At 69.9% G+C, this 17,872-nt stretch carries 15 protein-coding genes; 7 read left to right on the top strand and 8 right to left on the bottom strand.

Annotated features, from left to right (window positions below):
* The 4 genes from GF068_RS30835 (at nucleotide 1) to GF068_RS30820 (ending at nucleotide 5,307) form a co-directional block, all read left to right on the top strand.
* Nucleotides 1–1,260: an STAS domain-containing protein gene (locus GF068_RS30835; protein WP_153823092.1), complete on the top strand. Its 1,260-nt coding sequence runs from the start codon at nucleotides 1–3 to the stop codon at nucleotides 1,258–1,260.
* Entirely contained in the window at nucleotides 1,248–1,835 is a 588-nt protein-coding gene (locus GF068_RS30830) for a Maf family protein (protein WP_153823091.1), read from the top strand. The genes GF068_RS30835 and GF068_RS30830 overlap by 13 nt, the downstream gene beginning before the upstream one ends.
* 8 nt (nucleotides 1,836–1,843) lie before the next feature.
* Nucleotides 1,844–3,151, top strand: a complete 1,308-nt coding sequence (locus tag GF068_RS30825) for an aspartate aminotransferase family protein (RefSeq protein ID WP_153823090.1) — start codon at nucleotides 1,844–1,846, stop codon at nucleotides 3,149–3,151.
* A gap of 116 nt (nucleotides 3,152–3,267) precedes the next feature.
* Entirely contained in the window at nucleotides 3,268–5,307 is a 2,040-nt protein-coding gene (locus GF068_RS30820) for a hypothetical protein (protein WP_338046643.1), read from the top strand.
* Here GF068_RS30820 and GF068_RS30815 read toward each other — a convergent pair.
* From GF068_RS30815 to GF068_RS43815, 4 genes are all read right to left on the bottom strand, one after another.
* A complete protein-coding gene (locus GF068_RS30815; RefSeq protein ID WP_153823089.1) occupies nucleotides 5,304–6,230 on the bottom strand; it encodes a GNAT family N-acetyltransferase in 927 nt (308 codons plus the stop codon). The genes GF068_RS30820 and GF068_RS30815 overlap by 4 nt on opposite strands.
* Nucleotides 6,231–6,248: 18 nt before the next feature.
* The gene (locus GF068_RS30810; protein ID WP_153823088.1) at nucleotides 6,249–7,874 is read right to left on the bottom strand and encodes an ABC-F family ATP-binding cassette domain-containing protein; all 1,626 of its coding nucleotides are present in this window, start codon (nucleotides 7,872–7,874) and stop codon (nucleotides 6,249–6,251) included.
* Nucleotides 7,875–7,961: 87 nt separating this feature from the next.
* On the bottom strand, nucleotides 7,962–8,621 hold the full coding sequence (locus tag GF068_RS30805; RefSeq protein ID WP_153823087.1) for a hypothetical protein: 660 nt from the start codon (nucleotides 8,619–8,621) through the stop codon (nucleotides 7,962–7,964).
* A 108-nt stretch (nucleotides 8,622–8,729) separates the two neighbouring features.
* Nucleotides 8,730–9,710 (bottom strand): alpha/beta fold hydrolase, encoded by a 981-nt coding sequence (locus tag GF068_RS43815; RefSeq protein ID WP_170319766.1) that lies wholly within the window; start codon nucleotides 9,708–9,710, stop codon nucleotides 8,730–8,732.
* Between the two features lie 258 nt (nucleotides 9,711–9,968).
* Between GF068_RS43815 and GF068_RS30795 the strand changes: the two genes are divergently transcribed.
* Nucleotides 9,969–11,105 carry an alpha/beta hydrolase family protein gene (locus GF068_RS30795; protein ID WP_170319765.1) on the top strand — a complete coding sequence of 379 codons (1,137 nt, stop codon included), beginning with the start codon at nucleotides 9,969–9,971 and terminating at the stop codon, nucleotides 11,103–11,105.
* Between the two features lie 6 nt (nucleotides 11,106–11,111).
* Nucleotides 11,112–11,522, top strand: coding sequence for a VOC family protein (locus GF068_RS30790; protein ID WP_153823085.1), 411 nt, complete (start codon nucleotides 11,112–11,114; stop codon nucleotides 11,520–11,522).
* Nucleotides 11,523–11,532: 10 nt separating this feature from the next.
* Here the strand turns inward: GF068_RS30790 and GF068_RS30785 are convergent, their stop codons facing one another.
* From GF068_RS30785 to GF068_RS30770, 4 genes are all read right to left on the bottom strand, one after another.
* Nucleotides 11,533–12,495, bottom strand: a complete 963-nt coding sequence (locus GF068_RS30785) for an alpha/beta fold hydrolase (protein WP_153823084.1) — start codon at nucleotides 12,493–12,495, stop codon at nucleotides 11,533–11,535.
* 169 nt (nucleotides 12,496–12,664) lie between these two features.
* Entirely contained in the window at nucleotides 12,665–13,636 is a 972-nt protein-coding gene (locus tag GF068_RS30780; protein ID WP_153823083.1) for a hypothetical protein, read from the bottom strand.
* Nucleotides 13,636–14,352, bottom strand: coding sequence for a TVP38/TMEM64 family protein (locus tag GF068_RS30775; RefSeq protein ID WP_153823082.1), 717 nt, complete (start codon nucleotides 14,350–14,352; stop codon nucleotides 13,636–13,638). The genes GF068_RS30780 and GF068_RS30775 overlap by 1 nt, the downstream gene beginning before the upstream one ends.
* A 30-nt stretch (nucleotides 14,353–14,382) precedes the next feature.
* Entirely contained in the window at nucleotides 14,383–15,669 is a 1,287-nt protein-coding gene (locus GF068_RS30770) for a styrene monooxygenase/indole monooxygenase family protein (protein WP_153823081.1), read from the bottom strand.
* A gap of 285 nt (nucleotides 15,670–15,954) precedes the next feature.
* Here GF068_RS30770 and GF068_RS30765 point away from each other — a divergent pair.
* Nucleotides 15,955–17,872 (top strand): DNA topoisomerase 3 (locus GF068_RS30765; RefSeq protein WP_240807655.1); only part of this gene is annotated, 1,918 nt, incomplete at its 3' end.

Genomic DNA, 17,872 nt, shown 5'->3' with positions numbered 1-17,872 from the left:
ATGGGCGCAGAGAACCGACGCTCCTCGGGAGAACACCCCCTCGCGGCGTTCCACGACGCGCTGCTCGCGCAGCAGGACACCCTCGTCGACCGCACGATCGAGCGGGCGCGGCCGCACCTGCCGTGGCTCGCCGACATGCCCAGGGAGGCGCTCATGGGTTCGGTCGGAGAGGATGTGCTCGCGTATGCCCGCGCCCTGCTCACCACCGATTTCGACGATCTCCGCGCTCGCGCGCGGAGCTGGTGCGAGAACCAGATCACCGTGGGCAACGGCGCCGCGTTCGTGCTCGCGTCCGTGGAGGCGATCCGGAAGGACTACCTCGAGGTCGCGCTCGACGCGCTCGCCCAAGGCGTCCCGGGCGTGCGGGAGGGCGTGCTCCGGTTGATGGACGCGTTCGCCGCGGTCGTCGCGGAGATCGACGGGTTTTTCCACGGCGCTCCGGCGCAGGAGGCCGTGGGCGACAGGCTCTTCCGCATGTTCGTCGACGCCTCGCCGGATCCGGTCGCGCTCTCGGCGGGCAGCGAGGCCGTGCTCTACGCGAACGCGGCCTTCAAGGAGACGTTCGGCGGCGAAGGGATCCCGAGCAAGCCGCTCGTCTCGTTCCTCGCGGACGGCGCAGGAGAGGCGCTCGCGCGGCTCTCGGACGTGGTCGATCGCGAGGGGCGCGGGCGCGGCGAGCTTCACCTCCGGCGCGCGGACGGAGGCGTCTACGTGGCGGACGTGACCGCGTTCGACGCGCGCGCGACGGGGGATCGGGCCTCCGCGCGGTTCTTGCTCCTGCGCGACAAGGGCCCGCTCGTCGCGGCGGAGGAGACGCGGATGCGGCTCCAGGAGGAGATCATCGCGTCGCAGGCGGAGGCGATCCGCGCGCTCTCGACGCCGCTCTTGCCGATCGCCGAGGGCGTGATCGTGATGCCGCTCGTGGGCGCGCTGAACGAGGCGCGCGCCGAGCAGATGCTCGAGGCGTTGCTCGAAGGGATCTCGCGGCGAGGCGCGCGCGTGGCGATCCTCGACATCACGGGCGTCGACGACGTCGACTCGCACGTGGCGCACGGCATCCTGCGGGCCGCGCGCGCGGCCGCCCTGCTCGGCGCGCGTGTGTTCCTGACGGGCATCCGCGGCTCCGTCGCGCAGACGCTGCTCGCGCTCGACGCGAGCTTCGGCGGGCTCGTCACGTGCAGCACGCTGCAGGACGGCGTCACGCGCGCGCTTCGCGGCGCGCGGGTCGAGGGGTATGCTCCGCGGCGATGGACCGGCTGATCCTCGCATCCACGTCCCGCTTCCGCCGCGCGTTGCTCGACCGCCTCGGCCTGCCCTATGAAGCCCGCTCCCCGCGGTTCGAGGAGGACCCGCCCGAGGGCCTCGCGCCGCGAGACGTCGCCCGCGCGTTCGCCGAGGGCAAGGCGAGGAGCATCGAGGCGAGCGCCGGGGCCTGGGTCATCGGCGCCGATCAGGTGCCCGAATACGACGGCGGTATCCTGCGGAAAACCGAGAGCCCGGACGATTGCCGCGCGCAGCTCGCAGAGCTCTCGGGGCGCACGCACCTCTTGCACACCGCCGTGGTGCTCTGGTCGGCCGAACGGGGCCGGATGCTCGGCGAGACGGTCACCGTGGAGCTCACGATGCGCGCGCTCTCGCCGGCCCTGATCGACCGATACGTCACGCTCGACGACCCGGTGGGCAGCGCGGGCGGGTATCTCTTCGAGAAGCGCGGCATCGGCCTCTTCGAATCCGTGCGGGGCGGGGACGAGTCGGCCATCGTGGGGCTGCCTCTGCTCTCGCTCTGCCGCCTCCTCCGCGAAGCCGGGATCGAGCCCTTCGATCTCGCGAGGTGAACAAGGCCATGGCCCCGATCGATCACGCCGAGATCCTGCGCAAGGGCGTCGAGGAGTTTCGCGATTTCGTCAATCCGCTCGTCGCGGCGCGGGTGCTCGTGACGGGCGAGCCGCATCGAATCGCGGGGACGCGGGGCGGGCGGCTCCTCCTCCCGGACGGCCGGCTCATCGAGGATCTGCACGGCACGCAATCACTCGGGCACCGCGCCTCGGCCGTGGCGGACGCGCTGCGTGATTATCTCGCGACCGACGCGCCGTCCTGGTATCCGTCGCGGGTCAATCCTTATGCGGGGCGGCTCGGGCGCGCGCTCTTCGAGCGGACGGGTTACGACAACGCCTTCTTCGGGATGTCGGGCAGCGACGTGGTGGAGGCGGCGATGAAGCTCGCGCGCGCCGCCACGGGCCGCCCGCGCTTGCTCTCGCTCGTCGGCGCGTATCACGGCACCACGATGGGGAGCTGCGCGCTCATGAACCCGGGCATGTTCCGCGACCCCTTCGCGCCCCACCTCCCCGGGGTCTCGCCCGTCCCGCGCGAGGACGTCGACGCGCTCGCGCGCGCGCTCACGCCCGGGGACGTGGCCGCGATCATCGTGGAGCCGATCCAGCTCGAAGGAGGGGTGTTCCCTTTGTCCGAGTCCTACATTGCGGCGCTCTGCGAGCTCACCGAGAAACACGGCGTGTTGCTCGTGGCGGACGAGGTGCAGACGGGCCTCGGCCGGCTCGGGCGATTCCTCGGGACCTCGACCTGGCCACGCCGCCCGGACGTGGTCGTGCTGGCGAAGGCGCTCGGCGGGGGCCTCTTGCCCTGCTCGGCCATGCTCACGCGGAAGGAGACGTTCCTGCGGGCTTATGGCAAGGACATGGCCACGGCGGAGGCGCACAACGTGACGTTCGGCGGCAATGCGATGTCCTGCGTGGCGGCGCTCTCGATGCTGGATCTGCTCACGCCCGAGGTCTTCGCCGTGGCCGGGGCGCGTGGTGATCATTTCCAGGCGGCGCTCCGGCGCGGGCTCTCGGGCTGCCCGCTCGTCGTGGAGGTGCGCGGCGCGGGGCTCATCGCGGGCGTGGAGCTCCTCGCGGTCGACCACCCCTGGCTCTCGTTCGAGCATTTCGGCATCGACGAGCTCCACGGGTTCTCCCCGATCGGCCTGCTCGTCTGTCACCGCATGTACAAGCGGGGCTACTACTGCTTCGTCTGCGGGCACCGCTGGAGCACGCTCCGGCTGCAGCCGAGGCTCGATATCGAGGAGAGCGCGCTCGACGCGTTCGTGACGGCGCTGCGAGAAGAAATCGACGCGATCGCAGAGCTCGTGTAATCGCTTTCACGCGCGACCGGGCGCCCTCCTTGCATTCTCGCGGCGTGGGGGAGATCATGCGCGCGCCGTCCACGTCGAACCTTCCACGATTTCATGGATTCCGTCGCATAGGCGGCGTGCTCTTGGCGCTCGCCGCCTGCACGGGCAGCGGCTATGCAGGACACGGCGCGGACGTCACGCCAAAAGCGCGCGACGCGCCCTCCCCTGCCCCCGAGCTTCTGCGCTTCGACATCATGTCTGGATCCATCACCAATCATTTTTATCGCCGCGGCCCGATCGCGGCGCACCTCCTCACGACCTCCGGCCCTGCCCCGCGCCTGCTCGTGGCTTTCCCCGCGGGCAACGCCGGCCTCGTCGTCGATTTCGCGCCCCTCGAGGAGCCTGTGGCCTTTGGCCTCGCGCCGCTCGCCACGCTCGAAGGCGTCGAGGAGCCCGAGGGTAAACGTGGCGTGACGGCGCGCCTCGCCGCCCGCGCGCCCGCCTTGCGCGTCCGCCACGCCTTGCTGGGCGGCATCCGGTTCTTGCGCGACGCCATGGGGAGCGGCCTTGGCCCCGGCGCTCCCTCGCTCGCGCACACGCTCGACCCCGGGCCGCCCCTCGCCTTGCGCCGCACCATGCTCGACGGCCACCACATCGAGCTTCGCGTCGAGCCCTCGGAGGGGACCACCGTCACGCTCGAAGACGACGATGTCGTCCTCTCCGCCGGACCCGGCGGCGAGGTGCGGTTCGTCGTCACGGCGCTCCTCGACGAACCGCCGCTCACGCCGTTTCCGGTCGAATCGATCGTCCATGAGAATGCGGCGGATGACCCCGTGGCGCGCCGGGCCCTCGCCTTCCTCACCTATCGAGAGAAATTCCTCGCCGGCTCCTGGCGCTTCTTGACGTATTTCGGGCGCGACACGTTGCTCGCGCTGCAGATGCTCCTGCCCGCCCTCGAGCCCGCTGCCATCGAGGCGGGCCTCGGCTCGGTGCTCGATCGGCTCGCCCCGGACGGCGACGTCGCGCACGAGGAGGCGATCGGCGAATATGCGGTGTGGCTCCAATCGATGGCGGGCCCGCGGCCCGCGGATCTACGCGCGCCCGTCCTCGACTACAAGATGATCGACGACGACTTCCTCCTCGCGCCCCTGGCCGCCGTTTACTTGCTCGATACACCCGCGGGGCGCGCGCGCGCGCAGGCGTTCCTCGCCCGCGAGACGCCTGCGGGCGGGTTTTATCGCGACGCGCTCCGGCAAAACCTCGCGCGGGTCCTCGCGCGCGCGGCCCCGTTCGCGGCCCGCCCGGGCCCGGAGACGTTGATCGCGCTCGGGCCGGGCCTCTCGGTGGGCAACTGGCGCGATTCGAATCAGGGGCTCGGCGGCGGGCGTATCCCGTTCGACGTCAACGTGGCCCTCGTCCCGGCCGCCCTGCGCGCGGCGGCGCGCCTCTTCGCGAGTGATCTCCTCGGCCCGGACCCCGCCGCGGCCGACGAGGCGCGCGCCCTCGCCCAGGCCTGGAGAGGGGCCGAGCGTTATTTCAGATTGGAGATCCCGGAAGAAGTCGCGCGCGCGCGCGTCAACGAATACGCCGCCGCGCTCGGCCTCGACGGCGCTCGTGCGGTGGCGTCGATCGAAGGCCCGATCCCCTTGCTTGCCCTCGCGCTCGACGACGCAGGCCGACCGATCCCGGTGATGCATTCGGACACGGCGTTCGTCCTGCTCTTCGACGAGCCCTCGCCCGAGCTGCTCGAAATCGTGGCCCGCGAGCTCTTGCGGCCGTTCCCCGCCGGGCTCCGCACGGACGTCGGCATGCTGGTCGCGAATCCAGCGTACGCGGGTGATCCTGCCCTCGCCGCGATGTTCACGCGGGCCGATTACCACGGGACCGTGGTCTGGTCATGGCAACAAGCCGCCATGGTCGCGGGTCTGTCCCGACAGCTCGCGCGCGAGGGCCTCCCGACGAGGACACGCGAAATGCTCCGGGCGGCCGAGCGCGCGTCATGGGAGGGTATCGAGGCCGTCCGCGCGCGGCGCGCCGAGGAGCTGTGGAGCTGGGAGCCCGCGGGCGGCGAGGTCAGGCTCGTCCCGTTTGGTCAGGCGCGGGGCCACGTGGATGAATCGAATGCGCTCCAGCTCTGGAGCACGGTCTATCTCGCGCTCTCGCCGCCCAGGCCCTAGCAGCCCCCGAGGAGCGGCCCGCGGAAGACAATCGTGCTCATGACGGGCCTGTACCCCATGGCGTCGTTGAGGTGCCGGATCGGGTCGTTCCCCTCGGCGTTCTCCGTCACCAGGCGCCGGAAGCCGGATCGCTTCGCGGCCGCCACCTGCGCGCGTTTGAGCGAGCTCGCGATGCCTCGCCCGCGCCACGCCCGCCGCACACCCGTGAGGCTGTGGAATGCGACGCCGCCGCGGCCCCGCTGGAGCACCGCATACCCGACCACCTCGGCGCCTTCCAGGGCAATGAACGTGAAATCGTGGGTATGGATGGGTCGGTCCATGTCCGTGGCGAGCCACGCCTCGAAGGAGCCCACCTCGTCCGCCTCGTCCACGGGGATGTCGGGAATGGCCTCCCGCGCGACCTCGTACATGCCGTGCAAGAGGTCCGGCCGCTCGGCCCGGGTCACGAGCGTGATCCCGGCCGGAGGATTCACCTCGGGCATCGGCACCGCATCGAGCTCGAGCACGAGCTCGACCTCACGGCCGATCTCCTCGTAACCACGCCGCTCGAGGTAGGCGCGGGCGTCGCGCTGGCTCTCGTGGGCCTCGATCTGCAGCTCGCGCAACCCGAGCCGCCGCGCGTGCTCCGAGAGCGCGTGGTGCAGGATCGAGCCCAGGCCCCGGCGACGAAACGCGGGAATCACCCACACGCCCGCGACGCCGCACGGCCCTGCGCTCCCGCCGCCGGCGGGTCGAACGAAGGCCGCGCCCACGGGCCGCCCGTCATACTGCAATACCCAATCCACGCGGCCCGGGTGAAGGCCGCGCAGATACCGAGCATCCTCGAACGAGGGGACACCCCAGACGTCGGCGGCGTCGACGACGTCGACCCAGCCCCGCAGGGCCTCGTCGTCCTCGACGATGACGATATCGTGCGTCGGCATCGTGGGAGAAAGGGCCCGCTACCGCCGGAGCCCCGGCGCCTCGTGCCCGCTCGTGGCCACGTATTCGAGGTACCCGCCGCCGTACTTGTGCACGCCCTCCGGCGTCAATTCGAGCACGCGGTTCGAGAGCGCCGCGAGGAAATGGCGGTCGTGGGAGACGAAGAGCATCGTGCCCTCGAAATTCGAGAGCGCCTCCACCAGCATCTCCTTCGTGGTGATGTCGAGGTGGTTCGTCGGCTCGTCGAGGACGAGGAAATTCGGCGGATCGTAGAGCATCCGCGCGAGGACGAGCCGCGCCTTCTCCCCGCCGGAGAGCACACGCACGGATTTCTCCACGTCGTCGCCCGAGAAGCCGAAGCAGCCGGCCAGCGTGCGCAGCGTGCCGAGGGAGGCCTCGGGGAACGAATGGATGAGGGTGCCGATGACCGTGAGCGTCGGGTCGAGCACGTCCATCGCGTGCTGCGCGAAATACCCGAGCTTCACGCTCGCGCCGAGCGACGCGCCCCCCACGTCCGGCGAGAGCTCGCCCGCGATGATCTTGAGCAGCGTGGATTTGCCCGCGCCGTTCACGCCCATCACGCACCACCGCTCGCGCCGCCGGACCAGGAAATCGAGCCCGTCGTACACCGTGCGGCTCCCGTACCGCTTCACCACGCCCTCGAGCTTGGCGACGTCCTCGCCCGAGCGCGGCGGCGCCCGGAAATCGAACATCGGCGGCCGCTTGCTCTTCTTCGGCGGCTCCATCTTCTCGATCTTGTCGAGCTTCTTCACCCGGCTCTGGACCTGCGCCGCCTTGGCCGCGTGGGTCTTGAACCGCTCGATGAACCGCATCTCCTTGGCGAGCATCGCCTGCTGGCGCTCGTATTGCGCCTCGGCCTGCTCGGCCGCGATCTGCCGCTGCCGCTCGTAAAAATCGTAATTGCCCGTGAACGTCGTCAGATCGCCGCCGTCGATCTCCAGGATCTTCGTGCAGATCCGGTTCATGAAGGCGCGATCGTGGGCGGTGATGACGAGCGCGCCCTCGTACGACTTCAAGAACCCCTCGAGCCAGATGATCGACTCGATGTCGAGGTGGTTCGTCGGCTCGTCGAGCAGGAGCACGTCGGGCCGGAGCAGGAGGATCTTCGCGAGGGCCACGCGCATCTTCCAGCCGCCGGAGAGCGTACCGACGTCCTTGTCCATGAGCTCGTTCGAGAAGCCGAGGCCCGCGAGGATCTCGCGCGCCCGCGCGTCGAGCGCATAACCGTCGAGCTCGCTCCATTTCGCCTGGGCTTGCCCGTATCGCTCGAGCAGCTCCTCCATCTCGTCCACGCGGTCCGGATCCGCGAGCGCCGCCTCGAGCTCGGCGAGCTCGGCCGCGATGTCGGAGACGGGGCCGACGCCATCCATCGTCTCGGCGACGATGCTCTTGCCCTTCATCTCGCCGACGTCTTGCCGGAAATACCCGACCGTGGCGCCACGATCGATGGCGATCTGCCCCTCGTCCGGCTGCTCCTCGCGGGTGATCATCCGGAAGAGCGTGGTCTTGCCCGAGCCGTTCGGGCCGACGAGGCCAATCTTCTCGCCGCGGTTGACGGCGGCAGAGGCCTCGACGAAGAGGATCTGCTTGCCGTGGCGCTTGCCAATGGAGTCGAGCCGGATCATGCGGGGCGCCTACTTAGCGGACGGCGGGCCCTTGCGCATCCGAAAAAAACAGGCCGTCCTGCGGAGCCTGGAGGAACGGCGCCGGCCTCACGGCATCGTGCAGCGCGGGTCTCCGTTCTGCGCCATCTGGATGACGTCGTCGCCGATGGGCAGCGGATCACAGCCGTGGCCCTTCTCGCAGACGAAATCGTACTCGGGCAGGGCCTTCGCGTGGCAATCGAGGCAATTGCCGCCGAACTGGTTCACGACGTCGGTCACGCCGCGCTGCACGATCTTCGTGCCCATGTCCGAGACCTCCAGGAAGAAAAACTCCCAGTCGCTGGACGTCGCGGAGAAGCCCGGCGCGCGCTTGACCATCGCCTCCGTCGGGACGAGCTGGATCACGGTCCCCACGGGGTAATCGGACATGCCGGGGTCGTTCGCGGCAGCGAGCGTCGCGTCGAGGTTGCCGAGCTTGTTCGTGACGCGGAAGGAGCGGACCTTCTGCCAATCGAGGATACAATCGAAGTCGGCATCGGTCATCACGAGGTCCATCCCCGCGCCGCCAGCGCCGCCCATTCCGCCAGCGCCGCCCATGCCGCCCGTGCCGCCCATGCCGCCGGTGCCGCCGGTGCCGCCCGTGCCGCCCGTGCCCGCATTGCCCCCCGAGCCGCCGCTGCCGCTGTTTTCGTCACCGCAAGCAGCGATGGCCGCGCACACGAGGACCCATCCGAGGACCGAGGCAAAACCGAGGCGAGAATGAACCATGTAGAGGAACCTCCAGCGGGCCTACGCGTCGCCCGCGTCGCCCGGAAGCCCCTTTCCTACAGGCTCTCCCGCCTCACCACAACGACAATCCACCCGTGGGACCGACACTCACGGGTTTTTCGACGTCGTCCTGCGCCTGTCGCGCAGCCAGGCGAGGCCCGCTTCGAAGACGACGTCGTGCCCGCCCTCGAAGAGCACGAGCGTGGCGTTGCCCGAGGTGCGCGTGAGGTACGCCGGGGCGCCGGCGCGCTGATAAAGATCGTCGGCGGAGGTCGCCGATACGCGCCGCGTGGCCTTCTGGGAGCGGAGCTTCGGGAGCACGTCGTCGGCCACCCGATCGGCCGGATCGGCGAGGTCGTTGAATGCGGAGATCGAGTGCTGCGGGGGCACGACGTCGTCCCGGATGCCGGTGGCGACGTAGACGGGCACGCCGGCCTGCTTGGCCCGCGCGGCGAGCGCGCTCGGGCTGCGGCGCTTGCACGCCTCGAACGCCTTCGTGCCGGGCTTCGGCGCGCCGCGGCACACGCCCTCGATGAAGCGCGCATAATGCCGCTTCGGCGCGTGTTTCTTGTTGTACACGTACCAATCGGGGATGTCGTACACGGGCGCCCAGGCCACGACGCCCGCCCAGACCTCCGGGTGCCGGCCCGCCATCGCGAGCGCGGTCATCCCGCCGCCGGAGAAGCCCGCGAGATAGATACGCGTCTCGTCCACGTGGCCGCGCTGCTTCGCGTACGCGACGGCGTCGAGGATGTCCTGCACGGCGAGGTCCGAGGCGGCGGCCTCGGGCCGGAGGTACGGTCCGCGGAAATCGGGGTGCACGAAGACCCAGTCGTTTTGCCTCGCGAACATGGCATACGGGATGCCGATGTTCTGCCGCCAGTCGGTGCTCCAGCTATGCAAGACCACGATCAGAGGCCGCTTCCCCGGCGAGCCGGAGTCGTAAAACATCGCGCGCTGCGCGGCGCCGTCGGCCGACGATTGTATCGTCACGGGCTCGACCCCGGGCACGCGCTGCTTCCAGGCCCCGAGCCCCGAAGCGCCCTCGCCGCCTGGAAATCGGGAGGCGAGCGTGAACGCGGGCTCCACGCGCTTCAAACCCTCGGCGCGCGCCGGAGGGCCCTGTGTGATCAAAAAGAGCGCAACGAGCGCCGCCAGAGCAAGGATCCCAACACGATTCTGGATACGATACATGCGTTCGTCTCTCGAAGCGGGCAGGTATAGCGGCATCACCCGGCCAGGGCCATGCATTCGCACGGAAATGCGCGTCGCCGCGCCCGCCCGCCCGTGCACGTTCGGATCGAAATGGCGGCACGGCGATTGCTCTTCGATTCGGGGTGGAGCGAAATGCGTAGCCCCATCGTTTCCATGCTCGTGCTGCTCGCGGGGATCCCCCTCTCGGGGTGTCGGGAGACGCCCACGGCTCACGCGGAGACCCGCCCACCTGCGCCTACGCCGGCGCCAGAGCCATTGCCCTCGCCGGCCGAACGAGCGGTCGAGCGGCTCTCCTTGATTCCGGAGTTTCCACGCGCGACCGGCGGTCCGTTCCCGTTCGGCGCGCAGGATTTTTTGGTGTGGCGCTCCCGCGTGCCGCGCATCGAGGAGGTCGAGATCACCTCGTCCCTCGACGGGACCAGGCAACGCGCCCTCTTTTACGATCCGGGCCGGGACGAGCCCCGGCCGCTGCTCGTGGCGCTCCATAGCTGGAGCGAGAACTACCTGCAGAACATCGGGATCCCGTACGGGATCTTCGCGGAGCGTAATGGCTGGGTGATGATCCACCCCGATCACCGCGGCCCCTACCGGACGCCCCATTCGGTGGCCTCCGAGCTCGCGCTCGGGGACGTCCTCGACGCCGTGGCCTATGCCAGGCGGCGCGCCAGGATCGACACGTCGCGCATCTACCTCGTCGGTTACTCGGGCAGCGCGATGACGTCGCTCGTGCTCGCGGGCCGGCACCCGGAGATCTGGGCGGGTGTCGTCTCCTGGGTGCCCATTTACGACCTCGTGGACTGGTACGGCCATCTCCGCTCGAACATGCCCGATCGCCATTACGCGCACGAGGTCGCCGCGGCGTGCGGCGGCGCGCCTCGGCCGGGCACGCCCGCGGAGGAGGAGTGCCGGCGGCGGAGCCCACGCTCGCACCTGAGAGGCGCGCGGGGACGCGTGAACGTGTATCTCGGCGTGGGGATCTGGGACCAGCTCGTCCCCCCGGACCACGCATTACGCGCCTTCAACGACCTCGCCGCGCCCGAGGATCGGGTCCCGGAGGGCGCCATCGTGCGCATCAAGAAGACGCGGAGCATCCCCGAGGCCCTCGGCATCCCCGACCCGCGCCCGCTCTACGACGCGGCGAAGGCGAAGGTGGTCTTCGAACGCACGAGCGAACGCGCGACGGTGGTGGTTTTTCTGGGCGGGCACGACGTGATCTACAACGCGGGGCTCTCGTGGCTTGGAGAGCAGCGCCGAGACGTGCTCCCATGAAGCCCGATGACAAACCTGCTCGTCAACATCGACGTCGATGACCTCGACCGCGCGATCCGATTCTACACCGGCGCCTTCGACCTCCGGATCGGCCGCCGCTTCGGCGGCGCCGGCGTGGAGCTCCTCGGCGCGAACGCCGCGATCTTTCTGCTCGTGAAGCCGGCGGATCACCTCCCCTTCCCCGGCTCGACCTCGCCTCGGTCCTATGCCCGCCACTGGACGCCGGTCCACCTCGATTTCGTGGTGGACGACCTCGACGCGGCGCTCGCGCGGGCCGAGGCCGCGGGGGCCCTTCGAGAGGGAGACGTCGCCGAGAACGCCTGGGGCCGGATCGTGATGCTCTCCGATCCCTTCGGGCACGGGCTCTGCCTGATTCAGTTTTCGGCCGAGGGCTACGACGCGATCGCGGATCGATAGTCGAGCCGCGTCACTCGACCTCGGCGAGCCTCGCCCCCGCGAGCCTGCGCCAGAGCGACGGGCGCGCGTCCTCGGGCGCGCGCGGAGGACGCGCGCCGGGCCGCACGCGCGGCGGCGCTTGCGGTTCGTCGAGGAACCGGAAGAGCTCGGACAGGATCTCGGGCACGGCCTCGCGGTGCGGGTAATGGCCGACGTTCGGGAACCGCCGCACGACGGCGCCGTCGAGGTAATGGTGCACGCGCTCCGCGTGCCGCACGGGGATCACCGGATCTTTATCGCCCCAGTACACCGCGAGCGGCGGGAGCTCGCGTAGCCGGTGGGCGTGGTCGAGCAGGTGCTCGCGTTGCCCCTTCAGATCGACGGCCTGGCGGAGCGTCCGGAAGAGCGCGCGCGCCGTGCCCGGGCGGGCGTTCATCTCGACGAGGTGCTTGCGCTCCATTTCATCAAAATTGCCCCCGAGCACGCGCACCCCGGCGTTCGTGCCGATCCCCATGAGCGCGGGCGCCGCGAGGTCGAGCAGGCCCGCCGAGGAGGCGAGGCGCAGAGGCGCGGCGACCTCGAGGCCGAGCCCCCCCGCGGCGACGAGCGCCAGGCGATGCACGCGCCCCGGCTGCTCGAGCAGCACGCGCATCGCAATGCCGCCGCCGAGGGAATGGCCGATGATGTCGAAATCCGAGAGCCCGAGCGAACGAATCCATTCGACGACGAGGCCCGCGTACCAGGAGACGTCGTACGAGGCGTCGTAGCGGCACGACTGCCCGTGCCCAGGCAGATCGAGGGCATAAAGCCGCCGATCCCGCGCGAGCGCCGGGGCGATCTTGTTCCAGGTCCGGCAGGTATCCGCGAGGCCGTGCACGAGGACGGCGGGCCTCTGGCGCTCGTGGGCGCTCCCTCCGTGCGGAGCCCACTCCTCCCAGAACACGTTGCCCCCCCGGAACGAACGGCGATGGCTGCGGCAAGCGACGGACGTCATGGGCGAAGTCGAAAGATAAAACCACGCGCGCCCGGATGTCCACGATTTCGTCACTTTCCCGTCGCAAAAACGCCGCCATGCAAACGAGGCTTTGCACCTCGATGCCATGGAGCGAAGGATGATACGCGGCGCCGTGACCCAGCGTGCGGATCACGGGCACGATCACGAATCACTCTTCCTTCGGGCCAAACCGATCGGCGAAGGCGCGCGCGATTTTTCGCGATTTGCGGGCGGAGACGATCTCGGCGACGCGCGAGGCGATCCGCGTGTCGTGCCGGTGGAGCGAGAGGGCCTGGATCGCCTCGACCGCGCGGGGCTCGGGCGCCTCGGCGAGGAGCTCCATCAAATAGGCGAGGGCCTCGTCGGTGCGGAGCAGGGTCACGCCGAGGAGGATGCTCTTCTCCATCGCGGGGCCCGCGGTCCGGAGGGCCTCCTTCAGCGCCGAGAGCGCCCCCGGCAAGCGCGACTCGCCGAGCGCGAGCGCCGCCGCCTCGCTCCCCGCCTCGAGCGCGGCGGCGACGATGGGCAAATAGTGGCGCGGCTCGAGCGCGAGCATTCCGCGATAACAAGCGGCGAGCACGTCGGGCTCGCCCTCCCCCACGAGGACCCGCGCGTGGAGCACGGCCGCGCAGACGACCTCGCAGGTGTCCCGCAGCGCGTCCGCCGCGGCGGCGCGGGCCTCGGGCATTTCATCGAAGAGCAGGGGCGCGATTTCGAGGGCAGCCCGCGGGAAGTTCGTCCGGACGAGCGCATGCGCCGAGAGGCCCCGCACGAGCCCCGCCGTATCGACGGCCGGCGGCACGGTCAGCTCCATCTGCACGTACCGCAGGCCCTTTCGATATGTGTCCCACACGTCCGCTTCGAGCGTGACGAGCGCCTCGAGGAGCTTCGTCTTCGCGTGGCAGCCGCGATCGGCGGTCGCCGGCGAGGAGAGCAGCCTCTCGAAGGCCGCGACGAGGTCGGGGACGAGGGCGCGGAGCTCCAGATCGACGACGACCTTGGCCGCCTCGCCCACGAGGAACGCGCTGGGATCGGCGAGGAGCCGCGCGAGCTCGGGCGCGGCGGCCGCGGGAGGCTCGGCGCGGGCGAGCGCGCGAATTCGAGAGAGTTTGTCGTCGAAGGTGTTTTTCCGGGCCGCCATCAGGGCTCCATGGCCTTCGCGTTCGCGGCGAGCGCCTTGTCGAGGGAGCGGCGCGCGATCCGCGAGGTGACGACGAGCGCGCCGAGCGTCACGACGAACCCGAGGACGAGCGTCCATACGCCGAGCGCCCCGGGCGCCTTGGCCTCGCCGGAGAGGAGCTTGGCGACGTCGTCGACGCTCGCGCCGACGTAGACGTGAAAGAGGGTGGCCGGCAAGAGGCCGAGGAAGGAGCCAGCCGCGAAATCACGCAGGGAGAGCGGCGTGGCCGAGAGCATGTACGTGCCGAGGTTCTGCGGCAGGGCGAAGCATACGCGCAGGAGGAAGGTGATCTTGAAGCCGTCGGCGCGGACGGCGCGCTCGACGGCGCGCCAGAAATGGGACTCGCCCGCGCGCGACGAGAGGAGCTTGCCGAGCGAGGCGCGGCCGAAGAGGAAACACGCGCAGACGCCCAGGGTGACGCCCGGCCACGCGATCGCGAGCCCCTTGCCGAAGCCATACGCGTAGCCCGCGAGGCCCGACATCACCCAGAGGGGCGTGGTGATCGCGAGGGCGAGGACCTCGACGCCCAGGAACAAGAGCGCGCCCAGGACGCTCGCCTCGCGCATGTACCCGACGAGCGAGGCGAGCGCGGCGCGCACGGCCGGCATGCGCAGGAGCACGAGCGGCAAGGCGAGCAGCCCGAGGAGCAGGAGGACTCGTTCGAGGCGGCGCCGCATGGGGCGCGCAGCCTACCACATACGGGCAGGCTAGGCAGAAGCAGGCGCCTGCGAGGTCGCGCCGCGGGCGCGCGAGGGCCGGGCCCCGCGGAAGCCCTCGAGGAAGGCAGAGGCGCCCTCGGGGCCGCGGAAGATGCGCCATTGCAAGGCAGGATCGTCGAAGTTCGAGGCGAACGCGTCCGCGATGCCCTGATCCCGCGACGCCGCGCAGAAGATGGCCATCGCGTGGGGCGGCGGCGGGGAGAGGAAGGCGTTCGTCCACTGCATCGAGGGGCCGACGAGCGACCAGAGGCGCTCGTCCACGCCCGCGCAGAACGCGTGATCGAGGGGGCGCCCTTCGGCGAGCGCCTGCACGATCGCCTCGCCGAGCGCCCGCGCCCCGCGCGAGGCCGCGTTCGCGCCCTGCCAGAGCACGGGATCGTGCGTCGCGAAGGTATCGCCCACCGCGACGGCGAAGCGGCCCTCGCCGAGCGCGACATACGCGCGCCGCGCCGTGGGCACGATCGCGGCCTGCATCCAATCGAGGGCGCCCGTGAGCTGGAAGGACGAACGATCGACGCGGGCATGGACCGTGGGCGCATGCGCCTCCAGCAAATCGAGCACGAGGCCCTCGACGACGCCCGGATCGTCGTCGCAAGGGACACGCGTGACGGCGTCGAGCGAGCTCTCGGGGATGGCCTCGAACAGGAGGCAACTGACGGGGCCGTCCGCCGTGAGGAGCTGGCTCTCGAAAATTTCCCCCTGCCCAGGGATGATCTGGAACAGGAGACCGAGCTCGTCCGGGAAGTTGATGCCCCGAAAGAGGCCCGCGAAGAGCCGGCGCTGGGGCTCGAGCCAGGGCGATCGGTCGAGATCACGCGGGAACATGGCCCCGAGCTCGCCGCGGCCGGTCGCCACGACGACCAGGTCGTGCACGTCGCCGAGGCGCGCGACCTCCGCAGGGCCGAGGGCCCCCGAACGGACCACGGGGCCGCCGCGCGCCTCGAAATCCTCGAGCAGGCGCGGGAGGTAGAGCCGCATGTCGATGAAAAGCGCGGGAGGATCGACCCGGCCCCGCAGGGAGAGCTCCGGCAATCCCTTGACACGTACATCGACGTGAAAACAACCAAACGCGGCGTCATCCCAATGGCGGATGCCGAGCTCGCGATCCCGGGCGCGCGTGGAGCCGAGCAGCGCCGCGGTGCTCGGGAGGCGCGAGGATCGGATCTCGTCGCCCGATCGATCGGTGTAAAGGGTACAGGAAATACCGCGGCTGCGGAGGTACAGCCCGAGCTGCAACCCCGCGATCCCGGCTCCCACGATGCCAATGCTGCTCATCGAAGCCCCTTTCAATGTGGATGGCTGCGCGCCGGACGAGCCGGGCTGCGCCCCCAAAGCTGCGCCTTTCGGCGCACCCCGAGCGAGGACGCACGATATACCCGTCGGCGACGCGGGTCCATCGTCCAAAACGTCGAGCTATTGCTGACGCCAGCCAGAGGTCACGCCGGATCGGTGTGTACGAACACGGACATGTCGCGCATGAATTTCACGTACGCGACATGGATTGCCCATCCCCGCCCCCTTTGTCATGATGCGCCGCCCCCGAGCCGGGGGCGTTCGCCCATGACCATCGCCGTCGTCGCCGAAAAGCCGTCCGTGGCCAGGGACATCGCCTCCGTGCTCGGCGCGACCCACAAGGGCGAAGGGGCGCTCGAAGGCGCAGGTTACGTGGTCACCTGGGCGATCGGGCACCTCGTGGCCCTGGCAGAGCCGCACCAGATGGACCCGGCCTGGAAGCGCTGGGACCTGCGGACGCTGCCGATGCTGCCGCCGACCTGGCCGCTCAAGGTGCTGCAGGAGACGCGCAAGCAGTTCGACGTGGTCAAGGCCATCCTGCACCGCAAGGACGTGGAGTGGGTGGTCTGCGCGACGGACGCAGGGCGCGAAGGGGAGCTGATCTTCCGCTACATCTACGACGCCGCAGGCTGCAAGAAGCCGGTGCGGCGGCTCTGGATCTCGTCGCTCACGCCGGACGCGATCCGCGCCGGCTTCCAGAAGCTGCGCGACGCGCGAGACTACGACGCGCTCGCCAACGCCGCGCGAGGCCGGAGCCGAGCCGACTGGCTCGTAGGGATGAACCTGTCACGCGCGTACTCGCTGTCGCACGGTGAGGATTTTTCGGTGGGTCGGGTGCAGACGCCGACGCTCTCGATGGTGGTCGAGCGAGAACAAGCGATCCGATCGTTCGTGCCAGAAGACTACCTGGAGGTGCGAGCGACGTTCTCGCCCGAAGGCGCAGCGGAGGGGCCGGAGGGGCGGTACGAGGGGATCCTGCTGGATGTCCCGGAAAAACGAGGCGGCCCGGCAAAACCAAGGCGGCTGCCGCCGGACGGGGAAGAAGCCGGGAACATCACGCGGCGGGTGCTCGGGGGCAAGGCCGAGATCACGAAGGTGTCGGCGGAGACGCGCCGGATCCCGCCGCCCCTTCTGTACGATCTGACGGAGCTGCAGCGGCACGCGAACCGGCTGTTCGGCTGGAGCGCAAAGCGGACGCTGGACCTCGCGCAAACGCTCTACGAGCGGCACAAGCTGATCAGCTACCCACGCACGGACAGCCGGCACCTGTCGACGGACGTGGCGCAGACGCTGCCTTCGGTGGTGAAGGCGATCGAGGGGAACTACCAGGGGCTCCTGGCCCAGGGGACGGGGCAAAGGCCACTCGGGCGGCGGTTCGTGGACGACACGAAGGTGACCGACCACCACGCGATCGTGCCAACGACGACCCCGACGAGCCGCGCGTCGCTCTCCACGGAGGAGCAGAAGCTTTACGACCTGATCTGCCGGAGGCTGCTCTGCGCGTGGCACGACGATCTGATCGAACGAACGACGACGGTGATCACGGAGGTGACGTCGAGCGAAGGCGGTGAGCGCGCGGTGGATCGATTCCGATCGGCAGGGACGGTCGTCGAGCAAACGGGCTGGAAGGTGCTGGACCTCGGGGGAGGAGGCACGAAAGAAGGCCCAAAGAAACGAAAAAAGAGCGAGGCGGACGGGGCCGAGGAGGAGGCAGAGGCGCAAAAGCTGCCGCGGGGGCTCGCGGAAGGAAGAGCCGCGCGGGTCGTGGGAGCAAAAGCAGAAAAAAAGACGACGAAGCCGCCGAGCCGGTTGACGGAGGCGACGCTCTTGACGGCGATGGAGACGGCCGGAAAAACGGTCGAGGAGAAAGAGCTGTCGGACGCGATGAAGGACACGGGGCTCGGGACGCCAGCGACACGCGCGGCGATCATCGAGACGTTGATCAAGCGGGAATACGTAATCCGGCAGGGGAAGAGTCTGGCGGCGACGGAGAAGGGGATCCTGCTGGTGGAGTCGGTTCATCCGCACGTGAAGAGCGCGGCGATGACCGGGGAATGGGAGGCGCGGCTGGCGAGGTTGTCGCGGGGTGAGGAGGATTTGAAGACGTTCATGCGGGGGATCGAGGCGTATGTGAAGTATGTGGTGGGGGCGGTGCAGGATGGGGACGAGAGGCCCGGGGCGGCGG

This window comes from Polyangium spumosum, assembly GCF_009649845.1.
GTDB classification, from domain to species: Bacteria; Myxococcota_A; Polyangia; order Polyangiales; family Polyangiaceae; genus Polyangium; species Polyangium spumosum.
The sequence above is the reverse complement of the archived record's forward strand: the minus strand, read 5'-3'. Positions and strand labels throughout refer to the sequence as shown.

What these genes read in the sequence shown, in the direction of transcription:
- GF068_RS30815 (WP_153823089.1), bottom strand. Translation starts at nt 6,230, where the DNA reads ATGCCGACGCACGATATCGTCATCGTCGAGGACGACGAGGCCCTGCGG.
- GF068_RS30775 (WP_153823082.1), bottom strand. Translation starts at nt 14,352, where the DNA reads ATGCGGCGCCGCCTCGAACGAGTCCTCCTGCTCCTCGGGCTGCTCGCC.
- GF068_RS30770 (WP_153823081.1), bottom strand. Translation starts at nt 15,669, where the DNA reads ATGAGCAGCATTGGCATCGTGGGAGCCGGGATCGCGGGGTTGCAGCTC.
- GF068_RS30790 (WP_153823085.1), top strand. Translation starts at nt 11,112, where the DNA reads ATGACAAACCTGCTCGTCAACATCGACGTCGATGACCTCGACCGCGCG.
- GF068_RS30805 (WP_153823087.1), bottom strand. Translation starts at nt 8,621, where the DNA reads ATGGTTCATTCTCGCCTCGGTTTTGCCTCGGTCCTCGGATGGGTCCTC.
- GF068_RS30830 (WP_153823091.1), top strand. Translation starts at nt 1,248, where the DNA reads ATGGACCGGCTGATCCTCGCATCCACGTCCCGCTTCCGCCGCGCGTTG.
- GF068_RS30810 (WP_153823088.1), bottom strand. Translation starts at nt 7,874, where the DNA reads ATGATCCGGCTCGACTCCATTGGCAAGCGCCACGGCAAGCAGATCCTC.
- GF068_RS30785 (WP_153823084.1), bottom strand. Translation starts at nt 12,495, where the DNA reads ATGACGTCCGTCGCTTGCCGCAGCCATCGCCGTTCGTTCCGGGGGGGC.
- GF068_RS30835 (WP_153823092.1), top strand. Translation starts at nt 1, where the DNA reads ATGGGCGCAGAGAACCGACGCTCCTCGGGAGAACACCCCCTCGCGGCG.
- GF068_RS30780 (WP_153823083.1), bottom strand. Translation starts at nt 13,636, where the DNA reads ATGGCGGCCCGGAAAAACACCTTCGACGACAAACTCTCTCGAATTCGC.
- GF068_RS30795 (WP_170319765.1), top strand. Translation starts at nt 9,969, where the DNA reads ATGCGTAGCCCCATCGTTTCCATGCTCGTGCTGCTCGCGGGGATCCCC.
- GF068_RS30825 (WP_153823090.1), top strand. Translation starts at nt 1,844, where the DNA reads ATGGCCCCGATCGATCACGCCGAGATCCTGCGCAAGGGCGTCGAGGAG.